Genomic DNA, 16,309 nt, shown 5'->3' on the forward strand with positions numbered 1-16,309 from the left:
TCCAATCGCTGGTCACTCAAATCCAGCAGCATTTCATCCAGCTCTTTTCGCAGTACGTAATCCAGCTCTTTGCATTCTTTCTCGTTAAATAGCATTCCGAGCATCATCCTGACCTCCTCTGGATTCCGGTGCGGTTATTCTGCTCTCCCGCTTCCGTTCTCCTATGTATGTGTATGAACTGTCGAACTTCCACTCTTCTTGCTTGCCATCCATAATGTTCAATAAACAAAATTCGATAGGTCGTAAACTGCTTTATTAGGTATGCTCATATTCCGGGAAAATTATGACATCAGCCACAGGGTAATTGTACTTTCAATTATTGCGGCAACGAAGAGCAGTATTAGGATCCAAAGAGAGGCCGTGCCCGTTTTTTTCCATGCTGTTCTCCACTTCAAGCCAAGAGCCTCCCCTTTTTCCTGACCGGGAAGAATGCTACGAATGACCAGAGCACCCAGCATGAGTCCGTAAGCTCCTGCAATGATGAGCACCGGTATTTCAATAATGCCGTGCGGCAGTAAGCCTTTAAAGATAAGCTCATTGAGATCTCCACCGTTTGCACGAACCAGCTCCATGAGAAAACCAAGCACCATCCCGTTCATAGCCAGAAACACGAAAGGAATAATTCCGAGCAGCAGGCCTGCAAACATGACTATTAAACTTTTGATCGCATTGTTCAGAAAAATAAACACAAAAAAGCTCAGCTCCGGATTGTCCGACGCGCTCAAATTCTGGCTTGTTTCTGCTAAGGCCTGAATTTCTCCAGCTAAGATTTCCTGGATCTCCTGGCTGGCGTTCCAGCCCGCTGCGACCGCGAGCACAAACAGTACAGCAGATACAATCAGAGCACCACGAATCGTGCCCAGGTCTTTAAGAAAAGTAGTAAATCGATACATACGCTGCCTCCTTTACAGTAATAAGTTATCGGTACGAGCATAGATTTTAGTAAACAAGCTTTTTGCAGTATGAAGGGAGAGGAGCCTGCCGGTATGAGTTTCTTTTATGTTTTGAATGGGCAGAAAATTAAGCGGTTCAGTTTTGTTCTTGCTGCTGCCGTCTTTGCGGTCGGAGTCATTTATGTGGAAAGTGATCATATTTCCGTATTCTCGGAGAACACGCCTGCGGCCGTGTACAGTGTCCCGACGGAGAAGAAGCAGATTGCTTTGACATTTGACATTAGCTGGGGAGAGAAGCGCGCCGAGCCGATTTTACAGGTGTTGAAAGACAAGGGGGTGTCCAAGGCTTCCTTCTTCCTGTCCGCACCCTGGAGCAAAAGCCATCCTGATATCGTGAGCAAGATCAAGGAAGGCGGTTTTGAGATCGGTAGCCACGGATTCAAGCATGATAATTATAGTACGCTGTCAGATGAGGAAATACGCAAGCAGATTACAACGGCTCACTCTATTTTAACCACTGTGACGGGACAAGAACCGAGGCTAATCCGGCTTCCGAACGGCGATTTCGACAAAAGAGTGCTGAGCATCGCCGACAGCTTGAACTATACGGTCATTCAGTGGGACACCGATTCTCAGGACTGGAAAAACATTGGCACCGACCAGATTGTAGATCGCGTTGTAAGTAAGGCGCACCCGGGAGACATTGTTCTGCTTCATGCCAGCGACTCCGTGAAACAGACTCACGAAGCGCTTCCGGACATTATTGATGAGCTGCGCCGCAAGGGCTATGAATTCGTCACCGTAACCGATTTGCTGCAGCAAAGCAGCACCAAAGGCTCACCCGTTCAGGATCAATCTACAATGCAAAAGCATATAGAGGATGCAGTGAATCGTTAAATGCTCACTGTGATGTAGCTTTTAAGTTCATGTTAGCACAGCAGGCGAATTCCTTTCCACGGTGGGTTGCCTATGAGTTTGTACTTCGGATGAAGAAATGATGGAAGAGGATGTTCTTTTATACAAGGAGACTGAAGAAGAAATCAATACGACGGGGATAAAATGATGAATTTGAATACATGACGATCAAAGCTTCGGTCAGTAATGTAACAGTGATTAAATAGCCCTGTATCCCCGTTTCCAGGCTATGCAATGGTTCTTCGGCTTGGCCGTGGACTGGAAACGGGTTTTTAAAAGAGTGAATTGGCAGGGTGACTCATTGTAGTCAATATGATCGGACCGTCTGCAGTAATAGCGATGGTGTGTTCATACTGTGCCGAAAGCGAGCCGTCAGCCGTTCTCGCGGTCCATCCATCAGCATCTACCGTCATGACCGCTGTTCCAGCGTTGATCATCGGCTCGATCGTCATAACCATTCCTTCTTTTAAACGAAAGCCTCTGCCAGGCCTGCCCACATGAGGGTAATTGGGTTCCTCGTGCATTTCCCGTCCTATACCATGTCCAAGCAGATCACGAACCACGGAGAATCCATGCTGCTCAGCATGAGATTGCACCGCGTGCATCACATCCCCTATACGGTTCCCGACTATAGCTGCTTTAGCGCCTTTCTCCTTCAGAAACCGAAGCGCGAACGCCTCGATATCAAGGGTCGTAACACCAGGCACGATTAAATCAGACACGGCCTGATGAAAAGCAGCGACAATTCGACCGGCTTTTCTCGTTTCTTCAATTTCTGCTCTTGATTTCAGAGTAACCATTGTATTCATCTCTCCTTCGACTGTATGCCCCAAAAAATCGTATCCACAATCCTTTCAATATCCATCTCAGTCAGTCAGCATATGGTGATGGATGTTCAGCATGGCATAGCCGATAAGCGAACCATATATAATGGCAGCTGTGGATTCCGGTGACTTGGAATCGATCTCTTCACGAATCATAGGAATCAACCCGCTTCCCCTTCACACCTGCCCGGATAGAAAATGCTTGTCTAACCAGACACGCTGCAACAAAAAAAGAGCTAAGTAAATTAGCTCTTTTCTACGTTCTGAGTCACTTTATGCAGCGTCAGAATCTGATAGGCATTACATGCCAGTAAAGGAATAATTAAAAATACAGTGGCATTGTTCTCGCCAATCTTTAATACGCCGATGATTTCCAGAATGGTCACTGCCAGCATGAAAAACATGGTTGGGATCAGCGCTTTGCTGTTTGTCATGTTTACTTTGAAGTAAGTAACGACAACGGCGGTCAGCAGAATCCCGATCGCAATGATTAAATCCCAAGTGAAATTTTGTTCGTTCCCCACAAATGTCCGCAGAAAAATAAGCTCCATCAGAGCCAGTACGGACAAGACGAGCTGAACGTATCCCCAGGTTTTTGGCCGAAATACACCAATTCCGATATAATTCAGCGTTAGATAAGCAAAAAAACCTAATTGCGAGTACACACTGACCAGTGCACCGTATCCCAGCAGGATTAACGGATAGATGGTCAGGTCGACCGCTCCCTTAAACTCAATATTGCCCGTCGCCAGCTGCAGCGCCACACCTGCGATCACTGCGGCAATCGCGCCGACCAGCATCGTTTTCCAAAATAATCTTGCCCACTTCCGTAAGCTCAAGTGATCTCCACCCCCACAAGTCATTATTTTACCAACCTTCTCAATAAAAAACCATGATCACTTCGACATATTTCTTACATTCCATCACATACTATGGACAGCACCCACACAAAGGAGGACTACGGGCATGAAGCGGCCTTTATTTTGTTTATTCAGCGGTCTGGGACTCACCTTGATATTAGTAACGGGGTGCGGCTCCGATCAAGGCTATACTGCCCAGCAGATGGGCTATAAAGAGATGAAATCCATGGTGGTTGATATCCTCAAAACAGACGAGGGCAAAAAAGCGGTCGAGGAGGCTCTGGGCGGCGGCTCATTGTCCGGCGAAAGCGGCGGAGCTTCTGGCGCTAAAATTTTGTCGGCCCAGTCGGGCGACGATATTCGTCTGGCCGTCAAGGATACACTCGTGTCTGAGGATTATAAAAAAGAAATTGAGAAGATCATGACCGACCCCCAGTTTGCAGGTGAATTTGCTAAAGCGATCAACGCTGAAAGTAAGCAGCTTCATCTCCAGCTCATTAAGGACCCTACGTATCAAAAGTCCGTGGAGGAAATTATGAAGTCACCTGAAATCATGAAATCCTTCTTAGAGCTGACGAAAACGCCGGATTACCGTAAGCAGACGATGACAATTATGCAAGAGGCCATGCAAAACCCGCTCTTCCGGATGGAAGTCCTGCAACTGCTGAAGACGGTTGTGAAGGATGAGCTGCAGCCAGCCGTTGAAAAGGAGCAGGGCGGCGAGAGCGGCGGCGGCAGTGAAAATGGCGGAGAGGCCGGCGGTGAAGGCGGCAGTGAAGGGGAAAGCGGCGGTGGCGGCGGTGAAGGCAGTGGTGGTGGCAGCTAACGCAGTGCTGATCTGGCCATACAATAAACTCCCTGATTATGGAAATCAGGGAGTTTATTGTTAGTCTATGGACATTTCATGCATTAAGGTTGTCTTAACGGGGTGCACACTTTGAAATTACAGCCTTTGCAATCTCCTCATAAATCTGGCCGCTCTCAGTGTCTTCTTTATATACCGATGGGGAGAAGTCTGGATCTGTCGGAAGGTTGTCCGGTGCGCTTAATGGAAGCTGTCCCAGCAGTTCGGTATGAAGATTGTCTGCCAGCATTCCTCCGCCTCCGCGGCCGAAAATATAATCCTTCTCGCCGCAGTGCTGACAGTTCCGATAGGCCATGTTTTCGATAACGCCCAGCACCTCATGGTTCGTCTGAAGCGCCATAGCTCCCGCTCTAGCAGCTACGAACGCCGCCGTGGCATGGGGTGTGGTAACAATAATCTCTTTGCTCTGCGGGATCATCTGGTGCACGTCCAGCGCTACATCACCGGTACCGGGAGGTAAATCCAGCAGCATGTAATCCAGGTCACCCCAAGCTACATCATCAAAAAACTGACGGAGCATTTTGCCCAGCATCGGCCCTCTCCACACGACCGGGCTGTTCTCCCGAATGAAGAAGCCCATCGACATCACCTTGACGCCAAACCGCTCCACTGGAATGATGACGCCGTCATCCGTAACGACGGGGCCTTCCTCCATCCCCATCATGTCCGGAACGCTAAAGCCGTAAATATCTGCATCGATCAAGCCGACTTTCTTGCCTTGGCGGACAAGCGCGGTCGCCAGGTTAACGGTCACGGTAGATTTCCCCACCCCGCCTTTCCCGCTCGCAATCGCAATAAACTGAACGCCCGATTCCGGGGCCAGCAGCTCATGCTTCATCCCGGCTGCGTGTCCTTTGGTCAGCTTCTCGCGGTCCAGCTCTTCTTCCTTCGACTTGTCCTCCAGCGGCCGCATCCGGATATGAATATCCTCTGCTCCCAGTGCCTGCAGCAGCTCTCGAATCTGCGCATTCAGCAGCGTCCGCGTCTCTTCGGTTGTGTACGTGACGGATAAACGCACAGTGTTATCTTTAACTACAATGTCACGAATGCGTTGCAGCTCCATTAGACTCTGTCCAGTCTCCGGGTCCTGCAGCGGCTGTAAAATCTCCTGTACCTGCTCTCTGCTTATCAGCATATCGAATCGCACCTCAACTTTGGTTAGTGGCTCAATCTCTGGAATGTTATTCAGCCTACATTATACCACTACTTCACCCGTGCTGCCGATTAGTTGGAGCGCTCTCCTGCACTATATCTCAGAACGCCATTATATATAGAGGCTGCCACCTTTCGCTGGTACTTCTCATCCCTCAGCATTTCGGACTCCTGCGGATGAGACAGAAAGCCGACCTCTACGAGTGCGGACGGGATTTTGAGCGCTTGCAGCAAAAAGATTTTGTCATCCGTCTTGGCCAGCCGCTGCGTATTCTCGAGCTGGTGACGAATTTCACTCTGGATCAGCTCCGCTAAACGTCTGCTTTCTTCTTTTCCCGGTGGGTAAAAGGTTTGGGCACCACTCCAGCGGTTAGAAGGAATGCTATTCAGATGAATGCTGATAAACAGGTCAGCCTGCTTATTTTCAATCAGCCGCACCCGATTGTTTAGATCCTCGGTTTTTCGCTTGGAGTATCCCGCGGTTTCCGGAGAGGCCAGATCATAATCCCCTTCTCGCGTTAAGATCACCAAGGCTCCTGCCTGCTGAAGATAATCCCGCAAATACAGCGTGACCGCCAGATTAATATCCTTCTCAATCACGCCCTGGCGGCTGACAGCTCCCCCATCCGGGCCACCGTGACCCGCATCCAATGCGATTACCTTTCCTGCCAGCGGCAGGCTCCAATATTGAACGGTTTTGTTCGTTGGAATTTCGTAGGTCACTACGGCAAGCAGTAAAAGCAGCAGTCCAAGCCCTATCAGGCTTTGCTTTATCTTTTTCCAGGAGATCCATATGGTTACCTTATCGCGTTCCGGCCTGGACATAAAAAATCCACCTCGTCCCTATAAGTGTTGTACTTATATGTATGGGACAAGATGGATAAATATGTTGCGGCGTTCTAGACGCTGACCTGCTCTTTCATGCCTTCAATGAGGATCGCTGCAACCTCAGGCCGTGTGAACTCCGGCGGCGGGCACTTGCCCTCTCTCAGCAGTCCGCGCACTTTCGTGCCGGATAAGGTCAGGTGCTGCTCCTTATCGTGCGGGCAAGTCTTGCTGGATGCCATATTGCCGCATTGGATACAGAAGAAGCTGTGCTCAAAGAACAGCGGGGTAATGCCAAGCTCTTCTGCTGAAAAGTGGCGGAAAATTTCCTGGGCTTCATATGTACCGTAGTAATCGCCCACCCCCGCATGGTCCCGGCCGACGATGAAATGGGTGCAGCCGTAATTTTTGCGGACCATCGCATGGAAAATGGCTTCCCTTGGTCCTGCATACCTCATTGCCGCCGGGAATACGCCCAGAAATGTGCGGTCCTGTGGGTAATAGTGCTCCAGCAAAGCGAGATAGCTTCTCATACGTACATCAGCCGGCACATCATCCGACTTGGTTTCACCGACGAGCGGGTTCAGAAACAGCGCATCCACAATTTCCATAGCACTCTTCTGAATGTATTCATGAGCCCGATGCACCGGGTTGCGGGTCTGAAAGCCCACTACGGTCTTCCACCCACGCTCTTCGAATAAAGCACGTGTCTGCGCCGGATCGAAGTAAAACTCCTGGAAACGGGCAGGCTGAGGCCGATTGAGAATCTCTACAGAGCCTCCCACATATACATTAGGGCGCTCAAACAGCTTCTTGACCCCTGGATGCTCCGGGTCCTCGGTTTTGAACACCTTTAGCGCTTCTTCGCGCTGATCTACGCTATAGACGTCTTCAACGGTCAGAATGGCGTAGATCACGCCATCCTCTTCTCCTATCAATGCGGCCTGCTCACCGGCACTCAAAGTAACGGCTGTAGCATCAGGCACGGCTAGTGTCACGGGAATGCTCCAAACGGTTCCGTCTGCCAAACGCATCGTGTCCAGGACAGCACGATAATCTTTTTTACTCATAAAGCCTTGTAGAGGTGAAAACGCACCGACTCCGATCAGATCCAGATCTGAAATGGCCCATGTATTGATAGGGATGGCAGGCAGGTTGCCTGCAGACTCCAATAAAGCCTGACGTCGTTCCGGTTCTGCAATACGGTTAATAAGCGCACCACCGTGCGGCTGCATGGTTGTCATGAAGTGAGCCTCCTGTTCTTTGTTCTTGTACTTCTTCAGGTATGAATTGATTTATTTATGAAGTCCGCACTCCGTTTTCTCATTCCCGGACCAGCGTCCAGCACGCGGATCCTCACCCGGCATCACCTGACGAGTGCAATAGTGGCAGCCGATACTCGGATAATTCTGATCATGAAGCGGATTATAAATAACGTCATGCTCCCGGATATATGCCCATACCTCATCCTGAGTCCAATCTGCGATCGGATTAAACTTCACCAGGCCAAACTTATGGTCATACTCGATCTTTTTGGCATTGGCGCGTGTGGGCGCCTGATCGCGTCGGATCCCTGTAATCCAGGCATCATACTGAGACAAAATTCGTGTGAGCGGCTCTACCTTGCGGATATTGCAGCATTGGTTCGGGTTCACCTGCCATAACGTATCTCCATGCTGTGCCGCCTGCTCTTCCGGCGAGAGGACTGGTGCAACGCGTACAAATTCCATATTATATTTCGCTACTAACCGATCCCGGGTATGGTACGTCTCTTCAAAGTGAAAGTCGGTATCCAAATAAAAGATATCCGTTCCCGGGCTGATCTTCTGAACCATATCCACCAGCACTACATCCTCTGCACCAAAGCTGCAGGCAAACGTAATGTTGGGAAAGGTTTGAACAGCGTATCGAATGATTTCTTCAGCAGAAGCCGTCTCTAATGCAATAGCCTGCTCTTGGATTAACTGCTCTTTCTCTAATAAGTTCATGTCTTTGACCTCCAGTGCTTATTAATCCCACATAATCCTACGTAATTAGTATGAATTAAGTATAGACCATTCCTATATATTGTCAACACCTTAAATAGGCTTGCTGAACGATTCTTTATCCAGCCTTCAGAGCTAGGCGTCCACGAGACTGCATCGTGAAAATGAGGAAAAAAAGAACGCGGAGCCTACGTTCCAAGTTCATCACCAGAAGCTGTAGCGTAATCACCGATTCACTTGTCTTTGCAAGGCGTGCGCGAATACAGCCAAGCCCATACTTGCGCTTGCCTTCTCCAAACTTGCCTTCAATCGCGTTTCGTTCGCCGGTGTCCTGTTTGAGAACTTGCTTTTCTTCGCTTGTCGGTCCATTTTTCGGCTTGCGCCCCAATGCTGGTCCACTTAGTCGGATTCCATGTTGCTTGCAGAAGCTCCGGTTTTCGCGCGTGCGATAGATTTGATCGGCTTGGACGACAGCCGGATAGAATCCCATACGCTTGCGTTACTTCTCGATCACGTCAATAAGCGTCGTGCTCTCGTTGAAGTTATCCCAGGACAGCCGATCCAGGAACGCATAGCCTTTGGTCATGCTTACTGCGATCTTGGCTCCGAACTCGACGCGTGCCTTGGCTTTCCCTCGTACAATCGGCCGGATATGCGGCTGATGAATGCTGACGATCCGATCTTCCATCTGGTGAGAACGTGCATTGTACATGTGTAACTGCTGACGGTAAAGTTCATGAATGACCAGCAAGTCTCGGTAGGCTTTGCGGCTAAGCAGCGTGAGCTCCTGCACCTCGGCTTGTTCGGCGATGATGGCAAGGTTCCGTCCAACGTAACCGAGCTGAAGTCTGATGGCTTTGCGAATCACTTTGGGTCCCGGCCTGCGTTCCTTGGAGACGGCAAGAAATGGTTTGCGCGCCTTTTCCCGGTACGTACGTGGTTTCACCGTTTGTCCGATGAACGGTTCATGCAACGTATCGATGATCGCTTCGAGCTTCTCCCGCGCTTCATTCAGCAGGTTCAGATCTGTGGGATATGATACATCCGCTGGCGCGCAAGTGGCATCTACCAGCATGGTCCCTTGATTTTGCAAAGCTGTCGCTTCTGATACTGTCGATACCAGATGCGCTTCAGAAACAGACGTTGTCGCTTCAGGACTCTCTGGCATTGCGGCCGTCTGGGGTGGTCCTGCTTTTGACGATTCATCCGACGCCTCCACAAACATCGTTTGCTGTTCGGCTTGAACGGCAGGGACTTCCTTCTTCGAGCGCTTTACTTTTCCTTGACCACCGCCGCTTGCGTCATTGCTGTCATCATCGTCTTTTGTTTCCTTCGCGCCCGTGGAGGCGACGAGCTCGTTCAGTTCAGCCAGCACTTCCGTCAAGCGCTTTCGGAAATGCGTCATCATGGAATGATGGAACGGCTGCTTCATCGCGAATCCGGGCAGACCGATGAAGTATTGCATATAGGGATTTTCACGAATCGATTCCATGGTTTCTCTGTCCGTCAACTGCATACGCTCTTGAATGATTAATGCACCAAGCCCCATCCGCAAACGGATCGTTTGTTGACCGCGGAGCGTGTCTTTGAAAAACTGTCCGTACTTTTTCTCGGCTTCCACCCAAGGCACCAACCGCGCCAACTGAACCCAGCGATTTTCTTCGTTCAGTTTCCCTCCGAAAGGGAGAAAGAAATCGCCTGGCATGATCCATTGATTTTCGAGATACGCGGTCGGTTTGAACACTTCCATCATTCCATCTGCAAAGTTTTTGCTGTACTTTCGATGCATTCCTTTGCATATGAATTCGACACAAAGCACCAAAAGCCCTTGTTGTTATGCGGTTTTTAGCGATTTTATGAGCGTTCAGCAAGCCCTACATAAGACTCTTGTATTATCAGTCTTTATCTACGGAATATGCCATAACACTCATTAGTGCATTTTCTGCTTGTGTAGAGTCAAGTCGGCTATACTGCACAAACGCAGGTTTACTAGCAATGACCTCCATAGCATATGGCACTCCAGCAGGAATTGAAACACCACTACTTGACTCGATGTGCGCAGTTCGGATATGTCTGGTGCGCTGCCCAGGCACTTGAGTATTCATCCCCAAAATCGGTTCCCGATCCTCAAAATATGCATTAATCGTAACGGTAATCTCATCCGCATTTAAATTTAGAACACATACGGATTCATGACTTACCAGTTCCCCTGAGCTAGTTGGGGGAATATACCCGTCCGGAATAATCCAATGAGTCTTGCCTTTACACATTTTTAAGTCCTCCTTATGATGAATTTCCAATATAATTCAAGTTTAAGTTTATCATAAAGTGATCTGTAAAATGACTACTTACATAGAAGGGTTCCGCAATAAAATCTCGGTCTCTATATGATTTATTGTGCAAGTTAAAAAATGATAAAGCTGCAGGTATTAATAGAAAAAAAATTTACCCTTACAGATTTAATAAGAAGTTGGATGAACGTTAACACGTTGTTCAAACTGGTGGCTCCTATTCGCTTAGTGAAGCCCTTGATTGAGTTCACGTAATACTTCGCATTTGACTACACATAATCCTTCTACATATGACAGATTGTAATAGAAGTGCGACACCCAGAAAAACAAAAGACCCATGCTGGGCGTACCACAAAAAAAGCCCTTGGCCGGATGGCCAAGAGCTTTCGTAAGAACAAAAATAATATTAACGCTTGGAGAACTGAGGAGCGCGACGAGCCGCTTTAAGACCGTATTTCTTACGTTCTTTCATACGAGGGTCACGAGTCAGGAATCCAGCTTTCTTCAGGGAACCACGGAATTCAGGGTCAGCCTTCAGCAATGCACGGGAAATACCGTGACGGATTGCGCCAGCTTGACCGGAAATGCCGCCGCCATGAGCAATGACAAGAACATCGTATTTGCCCAATGTTTCAGTCAGTGTCAGAGGTTGCTTAACGATCAGCTTGAGAGTTTCCAAACCGAAATATTCGTTGATATCGCGTTTATTGATGACAATTCGTCCTTCACCCGGTACAAGGCGAACACGTGCTACCGAATGCTTACGACGACCTGTCCCATAGTATTGTACTTGTGCCATGAAACTGTCCTCCTTTTAATTAACCTTGAAGTTCGTAAACTTCTGGTTTTTGAGCTTCGTGTGGATGTGCTGTGCCTGCATATGCTTTCAGTCTCAGCTTCATTTTCTCGCCCATGCGAGTTTTAGGAAGCATGCCGTGAACGGCGCTTTCGATCACGCGCTCAGGGAATTTCTTGATCAGGTCTTCAGCAACAGTCACTTTCAATCCACCTGGATGCATGGAGTGACGGTAGTATTTCTTGTTGGACATCTTCTTCCCGGTCAGTACAATCTTCTCCGAGTTGATTACGACTACGAAGTCGCCAGTATCCACATGTGGAGTAAATTGTGGCTTGTGCTTGCCGCGGATCAGAGCCGCAACTTCACTTGCCAAACGGCCAAGCGTTTTGCCTTCGGCATCAACGATGTACCAGTTACGCTCAACTTCATTTGGCTTCGCCATATAGGTGGTACGCATGTTAAGTTTCCTCCTTGTATTCATCCGAAAAAGTTTCAAATGTTCATCATTTATCTTCGTTCATGTGTGAAGCAAATTTAAGTGTTAAATGGATCGTATTACGGCATTTTCTCAACCGGGGCTGTGGGAGAGCCGTTAAGAAAACACAACTTATATAATACAGGATACACGCATAAACTGCAAGTGTTTTTTAAGGTAATGACCTTGAAAACAGCGCTGCTGCCAGGACGTTTACACCGTCTCCAAAAACAGCGATCTCAGCATTAGCCCAGTGCCTGTTAAGTCCTGATTATATAAGAGGCTGCATCCAGCTCAACGTCCCACAGCATCAAGCCATGGCTGACCGCTGTTGGCCCTGCCGCTGCACGATTCTGCGCGATTAACGCAGTCCTAACGCTTTCAGGCGTACGTTTGCCCTCACCGACCTCAATCAGCGTACCCATAATAATCCGCACCATATGCTGTAAAAATCCACTGCCCGTGATATAGGTGTGTACGACACCCTGATCTCGTGGGTGATCCCGGCTCATGCTGGTGTCAACCTCCATCCATGCATCATAAATCGTCCGAACATGAGATGGCTTGGTGGAGCGGCGGGAAGCAAAGCTGGTGTAATCGTGCGTGCCCAGTAAATGCTTCAAGCCTTCCTCCATTGCGCTCACATTCAGCCGTCCATAATGGTGAAATTGATAACGGAGATGAAAAGGATCCGGAAACTGGTTGGCGTTGATCGTATATCGGTAGGTTTTGCGCTTCGCCTCCCGGCGGGAATGAAAATCAAGCGAAACCTCCTGTGCATCAGTTACGACAATGTCCGAAGGCAGCCTGGAGTTCAGAGCCGAACACCACCGCTCCGGAGGAATCATGGCAACGGAGCAGAAATTAAAAATCTGTCCCCGAGCATGAACGCCGGCATCGGTTCGGCCTGAGGCCGTGATTTTCAACGATTCCCCCGTCAAGCCGTAGATGGCCTGCTCAATCACATCCTGAACGGTGTTGCCGTCCGGCTGTGTCTGAAAGCCATTATAGTTCGTACCGTCGTAGCTTACTCTCATCAGAAGATTGCGCATAATTTCCCTCCTGCCTGGTGCCTGATGTCGTTCTCCCCGGTTAGGTGAGTGCAGCCTGGTCCAAAAACACCTAAAAAAAGAGCCCACCAAGGAGCTCCTTTTCATCATGCCAGCCGATCCTTCACAGTCAGCTGCATGACTAGAAGGCCTACCTTACGATGCCACAGGTGTAGCCGAGAGGAGCCGAACAAGTACGGCATGTTCCATCTCGAACCACGTCCCTGATCTAGGCTCTGAACGATTATCACAGGGGATAAATCGGTAACGAGCCGGGCATACATAACTACAGTCACTTCGGATGCAAAGCTCACTGTCGTTATTGAAACCTTTCGGCTGCAGCCACAAGATTTCAATAGTGATCTAACAGGTTAGATTGTAATGATTAAGCGCGGTCTACCAGTTCCAGATAGACCATAGGAGCTGCGTCACCACGACGAGGTCCCAGCTTCAGGATACGAGTGTATCCGCCGGCACGCTCGGAGTAACGAGGTGCAATCTCAGCAAACAGCTTTTGAATTGCATCCTGCTCACCATCAACCGTTTCACGACGAACAAATGCAGCTACCTGACGACGTGCATGCAGGTCATTGCGCTTTGCCTTGGTGATCAGCTTTTCAGCGATGGAACGCACTTCCTTGGCTTTCGCCTCGGTTGTTTGAATACGCTCGTACAAGAACAGATCAGTTACCAGGTCACGAAACAACGCTTTACGCGCGCTGGAATCGCGGCCCAACTTTTGGTATGCCATGTGTTTTCCCTCCTTTGCTAAAGCAATCGCGAGACTATTCTTCCGAACGGAGTCCCAAACCTAGCTCTTCAAGCTTCTCTTGAACTTCCTCCAAGGATTTGCGGCCCAGGTTACGGACCTTCATCATATCCTCTTCAGTTTTCGTCGTCAGCTCTTGTACCGTATTGATGCCGGCACGTTTGAGGCAGTTATAGGAACGTACGGAGAGATCCAGCTCTTCGATCGTCATTTCAAGCACTTTTTCTTTCTTGTCTTCTTCTTTTTCGACCATGATCTCGGCATCCTTCGCTTCGTCGGTCAGACCGACGAACAGGAAGAGGTGCTCGGTCAGGATTTTGGCGCCAAGGCTGACGGCTTCCTCCGGGCGAATGCTGCCATCCGTCCAGATTTCCATAGTCAGCTTGTCATAGTTGGTCACTTGACCTACGCGGGTGTTTTCAACGCTGTAGTTGACACGGCTGATCGGCGTATAGATCGAATCGACGGGAATGACGCCGATAGGCTGGTCATCGTGCTTGTTCCGATCCGCCTGGACATAGCCACGACCGCGATTGGCGAAAACACGCATATGAAGTCTTGCACCCGGGCCAAGCGTCGCAATATGCAGATCCGGATTAAGAATCTCCACATCGCTGTCTGCACGGATGTCTCCGGCAGTCACGACACCTTCGCCTTCCGCATCAATTTCGAACACTTTCTCTTCGTCGGAATGAATCTTCAGCGACAAAGCCTTCAGGTTCAAAATGATTTCAGTCACGTCTTCCATGACACCCGGAACCGTAGAGAACTCATGCAGAACGCCGTCAATCTGAATAGATGTGACAGCTGCACCAGGCAGCGAGGACAGCAAAATGCGGCGGAGAGAATTCCCCAGCGTTGTGCCGTAGCCACGCTCCAGCGGTTCAACTATGAATTTTCCATAGGTTCCTTCCTCATTGACATCAACGGTCTCAATTTTCGGCTTTTCGATTTCAATCACGCAAGTACCCCTCCTTCAAACGTCGCTCCTATATGAAACTGTCATCTTATCCAGTAATCCATGTAGTATGCCTAAACAACCATTCTTAGCAGATTGCACCGGATTTATACCACATTAACAGGATGACTTCATTATACGCGACGACGTTTTGGCGGACGGCATCCGTTATGCGGAATTGGTGTTACGTCCTTGATCAGGTTAACTTCAAGACCTGCAGCCTGGAGGGAACGGATAGCTGCCTCACGGCCAGCGCCCGGACCTTTAACCATAACCTCTACAGCCTTCATGCCATGTTCCATTGCTGCTTTAGCCGCTGTTTCAGCAGCCATCTGTGCAGCAAACGGAGTGGACTTACGGGAACCTTTGAAACCCATGCCGCCGGAGCTCGCCCAAGAAATAGCATTTCCGTGGGGATCCGTAATGGTAACAATCGTATTGTTGAACGTGGAACGGATGTGAGCCACGCCAGATTCAATATTTTTGCGGTCACGACGTTTAGTACGTACGACTTTTTTTGGTTTAGCCATTGTCTGTTATCCCCCTTTCTTATTTCTTTTTGTTCGCTACCGTACGACGAGGACCTTTACGTGTACGAGCATTGGTTTTAGTACGTTGACCACGGACAGGCAGACCACGACGGTGACGAATACCGCGGTAGCAGCCAATCTCCGAGAGACGTTTAATATTCAAAGAAATTTCACGACGCAGGTCACCTTCAACCTTCACATTACCGTCGATCGTTTCGCGCAATTTGTTTACTTCGTCTTCTGTCAGATCACGGACACGAGTGTCCGGATTGATGCCTGCTTCATTGATAATTTTCTGGGAAGTCGTTTTGCCGACTCCGAAAATGTAAGTCAAGGCGATCTCAACGCGTTTGTCACGTGGCAAATCCACACCAGCTATACGAGCCATTACGCTACACCCCCTTCTTTAACCTTGTTTTTGTTTGTGTTTCGGATTTTCACAGATAACCATTACATTCCCTTTGCGGCGAATGACTTTGCATTTCTCGCAAATAGGCTTCACAGAAGGTCTTACCTTCATGTCAATTACCTCCTCCAAGTTTTACATCAGTAAAACCGCTTCGCAGCTTTTGTTGTTTCCAGACGGAAACGACATCTATTTACGGTAAGTGATACGACCTTTAGTTAAATCGTATGGTGAAAGTTGGACAACCACTTTGTCACCTGTAAGGATACGGATAAAGTGCATCCGCAGCTTCCCGGAGACGTGAGCTAAAATCTGATGACCATTTTCCAGCTCGACCTTGAATGTTGCATTCGGCAACGGCTCGATGACCGTGCCTTCGACTTCAATGACATCTTCTTTGGCCACAATCATTCTCCTTTCTGATCAGCATTCGGATTCTCGGATAAAAATCGGCTGACGGCGAACCGCAGCTTTCCATTTGTTACCCGACCGCTTTCTTGCAAACTGTTTACAACTTCGCTGCTAATAAAGGATTGAGGCATCAGATGAAGAATGTTCTTTTTCTTCGCCTGATCGAATTTAATGCTGTGCCCATCCGCTATCTTAACATACTTGCTGTCCTCAATAGAAACGATAACGGCATGCTGATCGGCACCTTTGCCTCTCAAGATCCTAACGACCTGACCCAAGCTCAATGTGACTGGTTTATTCAA

Annotated in this window: 21 protein-coding genes and 1 pseudogene (1 of these 22 only partly in view); 2 read left to right on the forward strand and 20 right to left on the reverse strand. The window is 48.9% G+C overall.

Annotation, left to right across the window (positions count from 1 at the left end):
* Positions 1–104 carry the 5' portion of a hypothetical protein gene (locus tag E6C60_RS18260; protein WP_046680992.1) on the reverse strand. The gene continues 127 nt to the left of window position 1, outside the view, so the window shows 104 of its 231 coding nt (coding positions 1–104); it begins with the start codon at positions 102–104; the stop codon falls past the left edge of the window.
* 177 nt (positions 105–281) lie between these two features.
* Positions 282–893: a stage II sporulation protein M gene (locus E6C60_RS18265; RefSeq protein WP_138227116.1), complete on the reverse strand. Its 612-nt coding sequence runs from the start codon at positions 891–893 to the stop codon at positions 282–284.
* 93 nt (positions 894–986) lie between these two features.
* Between E6C60_RS18265 and pdaB the strand changes: the two genes are divergently transcribed.
* Complete coding sequence (gene pdaB, locus E6C60_RS18270) at positions 987–1,790, forward strand: polysaccharide deacetylase family sporulation protein PdaB (protein ID WP_138227117.1); 804 nt, start codon at positions 987–989, stop codon at positions 1,788–1,790.
* Between the two features lie 290 nt (positions 1,791–2,080).
* On the opposite strand, the gene E6C60_RS18275 is transcribed toward pdaB, so the two are convergent.
* Together E6C60_RS18275 and E6C60_RS18280 are read right to left on the reverse strand one after the other, a co-directional pair.
* Positions 2,081–2,608 carry a type I methionyl aminopeptidase gene (locus E6C60_RS18275; RefSeq protein ID WP_138227118.1) on the reverse strand — a complete coding sequence of 176 codons (528 nt, stop codon included), beginning with the start codon at positions 2,606–2,608 and terminating at the stop codon, positions 2,081–2,083.
* A 269-nt stretch (positions 2,609–2,877) separates the two neighbouring features.
* On the reverse strand, positions 2,878–3,471 hold the full coding sequence (locus E6C60_RS18280) for a KinB-signaling pathway activation protein (protein WP_138227119.1): 594 nt from the start codon (positions 3,469–3,471) through the stop codon (positions 2,878–2,880).
* 127 nt (positions 3,472–3,598) lie between these two features.
* On the opposite strand from E6C60_RS18280, the gene gerD reads away from it, so the two are divergent.
* On the forward strand, positions 3,599–4,318 hold the full coding sequence (gerD, locus tag E6C60_RS18285) for a spore germination lipoprotein GerD (RefSeq protein WP_138227120.1): 720 nt from the start codon (positions 3,599–3,601) through the stop codon (positions 4,316–4,318).
* A 94-nt stretch (positions 4,319–4,412) separates the two neighbouring features.
* On the opposite strand, the gene E6C60_RS18290 is transcribed toward gerD, so the two are convergent.
* The 16 genes and pseudogenes from E6C60_RS18290 to E6C60_RS18365 form a co-directional block, all read right to left on the reverse strand.
* Positions 4,413–5,489, reverse strand: a complete 1,077-nt coding sequence (locus E6C60_RS18290; protein ID WP_138227889.1) for an Mrp/NBP35 family ATP-binding protein — start codon at positions 5,487–5,489, stop codon at positions 4,413–4,415.
* A 92-nt stretch (positions 5,490–5,581) separates the two neighbouring features.
* Positions 5,582–6,334 carry an N-acetylmuramoyl-L-alanine amidase CwlD gene (gene cwlD / locus E6C60_RS18295; protein WP_138227121.1) on the reverse strand — a complete coding sequence of 251 codons (753 nt, stop codon included), beginning with the start codon at positions 6,332–6,334 and terminating at the stop codon, positions 5,582–5,584.
* 74 nt (positions 6,335–6,408) lie between these two features.
* Positions 6,409–7,578 carry a sulfate adenylyltransferase gene (gene sat / locus E6C60_RS18300; protein WP_138227122.1) on the reverse strand — a complete coding sequence of 390 codons (1,170 nt, stop codon included), beginning with the start codon at positions 7,576–7,578 and terminating at the stop codon, positions 6,409–6,411.
* Between the two features lie 51 nt (positions 7,579–7,629).
* Positions 7,630–8,322, reverse strand: coding sequence for a phosphoadenylyl-sulfate reductase (locus E6C60_RS18305; RefSeq protein ID WP_138227123.1), 693 nt, complete (start codon positions 8,320–8,322; stop codon positions 7,630–7,632).
* 115 nt (positions 8,323–8,437) lie between these two features.
* Positions 8,438–10,063: pseudogene (locus E6C60_RS18310) on the reverse strand (transposase).
* A gap of 151 nt (positions 10,064–10,214) precedes the next feature.
* Positions 10,215–10,589 (reverse strand): sensory rhodopsin transducer, encoded by a 375-nt coding sequence (locus E6C60_RS18315; RefSeq protein ID WP_138227124.1) that lies wholly within the window; start codon positions 10,587–10,589, stop codon positions 10,215–10,217.
* A 427-nt stretch (positions 10,590–11,016) separates the two neighbouring features.
* Positions 11,017–11,409 carry a 30S ribosomal protein S9 gene (rpsI, locus tag E6C60_RS18320; protein ID WP_046680986.1) on the reverse strand — a complete coding sequence of 131 codons (393 nt, stop codon included), beginning with the start codon at positions 11,407–11,409 and terminating at the stop codon, positions 11,017–11,019.
* A 19-nt stretch (positions 11,410–11,428) separates the two neighbouring features.
* Entirely contained in the window at positions 11,429–11,866 is a 438-nt protein-coding gene (rplM, locus tag E6C60_RS18325; RefSeq protein ID WP_138227125.1) for a 50S ribosomal protein L13, read from the reverse strand.
* 278 nt (positions 11,867–12,144) lie between these two features.
* On the reverse strand, positions 12,145–12,936 hold the full coding sequence (gene truA / locus E6C60_RS18330; protein WP_138227126.1) for a tRNA pseudouridine(38-40) synthase TruA: 792 nt from the start codon (positions 12,934–12,936) through the stop codon (positions 12,145–12,147).
* Between the two features lie 382 nt (positions 12,937–13,318).
* The gene (rplQ, locus tag E6C60_RS18335) at positions 13,319–13,684 is read right to left on the reverse strand and encodes a 50S ribosomal protein L17 (RefSeq protein ID WP_138227127.1); all 366 of its coding nucleotides are present in this window, start codon (positions 13,682–13,684) and stop codon (positions 13,319–13,321) included.
* A gap of 34 nt (positions 13,685–13,718) precedes the next feature.
* Positions 13,719–14,663, reverse strand: a complete 945-nt coding sequence (locus E6C60_RS18340; protein WP_138227128.1) for a DNA-directed RNA polymerase subunit alpha — start codon at positions 14,661–14,663, stop codon at positions 13,719–13,721.
* Between the two features lie 131 nt (positions 14,664–14,794).
* Positions 14,795–15,190, reverse strand: a complete 396-nt coding sequence (rpsK, locus tag E6C60_RS18345) for a 30S ribosomal protein S11 (protein WP_054956043.1) — start codon at positions 15,188–15,190, stop codon at positions 14,795–14,797.
* 19 nt (positions 15,191–15,209) lie between these two features.
* The gene (gene rpsM / locus E6C60_RS18350) at positions 15,210–15,578 is read right to left on the reverse strand and encodes a 30S ribosomal protein S13 (protein WP_138227129.1); all 369 of its coding nucleotides are present in this window, start codon (positions 15,576–15,578) and stop codon (positions 15,210–15,212) included.
* Positions 15,579–15,596: 18 nt separating this feature from the next.
* Positions 15,597–15,710 carry a 50S ribosomal protein L36 gene (gene rpmJ / locus E6C60_RS18355; RefSeq protein WP_003333770.1) on the reverse strand — a complete coding sequence of 38 codons (114 nt, stop codon included), beginning with the start codon at positions 15,708–15,710 and terminating at the stop codon, positions 15,597–15,599.
* A gap of 75 nt (positions 15,711–15,785) precedes the next feature.
* Entirely contained in the window at positions 15,786–16,001 is a 216-nt protein-coding gene (gene infA / locus E6C60_RS18360; RefSeq protein ID WP_006212898.1) for a translation initiation factor IF-1, read from the reverse strand.
* 2 nt (positions 16,002–16,003) lie between these two features.
* Positions 16,004–16,309, reverse strand: coding sequence for a KOW domain-containing RNA-binding protein (locus E6C60_RS18365; protein WP_138227130.1), 306 nt, complete (start codon positions 16,307–16,309; stop codon positions 16,004–16,006).

Origin of the sequence: Paenibacillus algicola (genome assembly GCF_005577435.1) — a bacterium.
Classification (GTDB): Bacteria; Bacillota; Bacilli; order Paenibacillales; family Paenibacillaceae; genus Paenibacillus_AQ; species Paenibacillus_AQ algicola.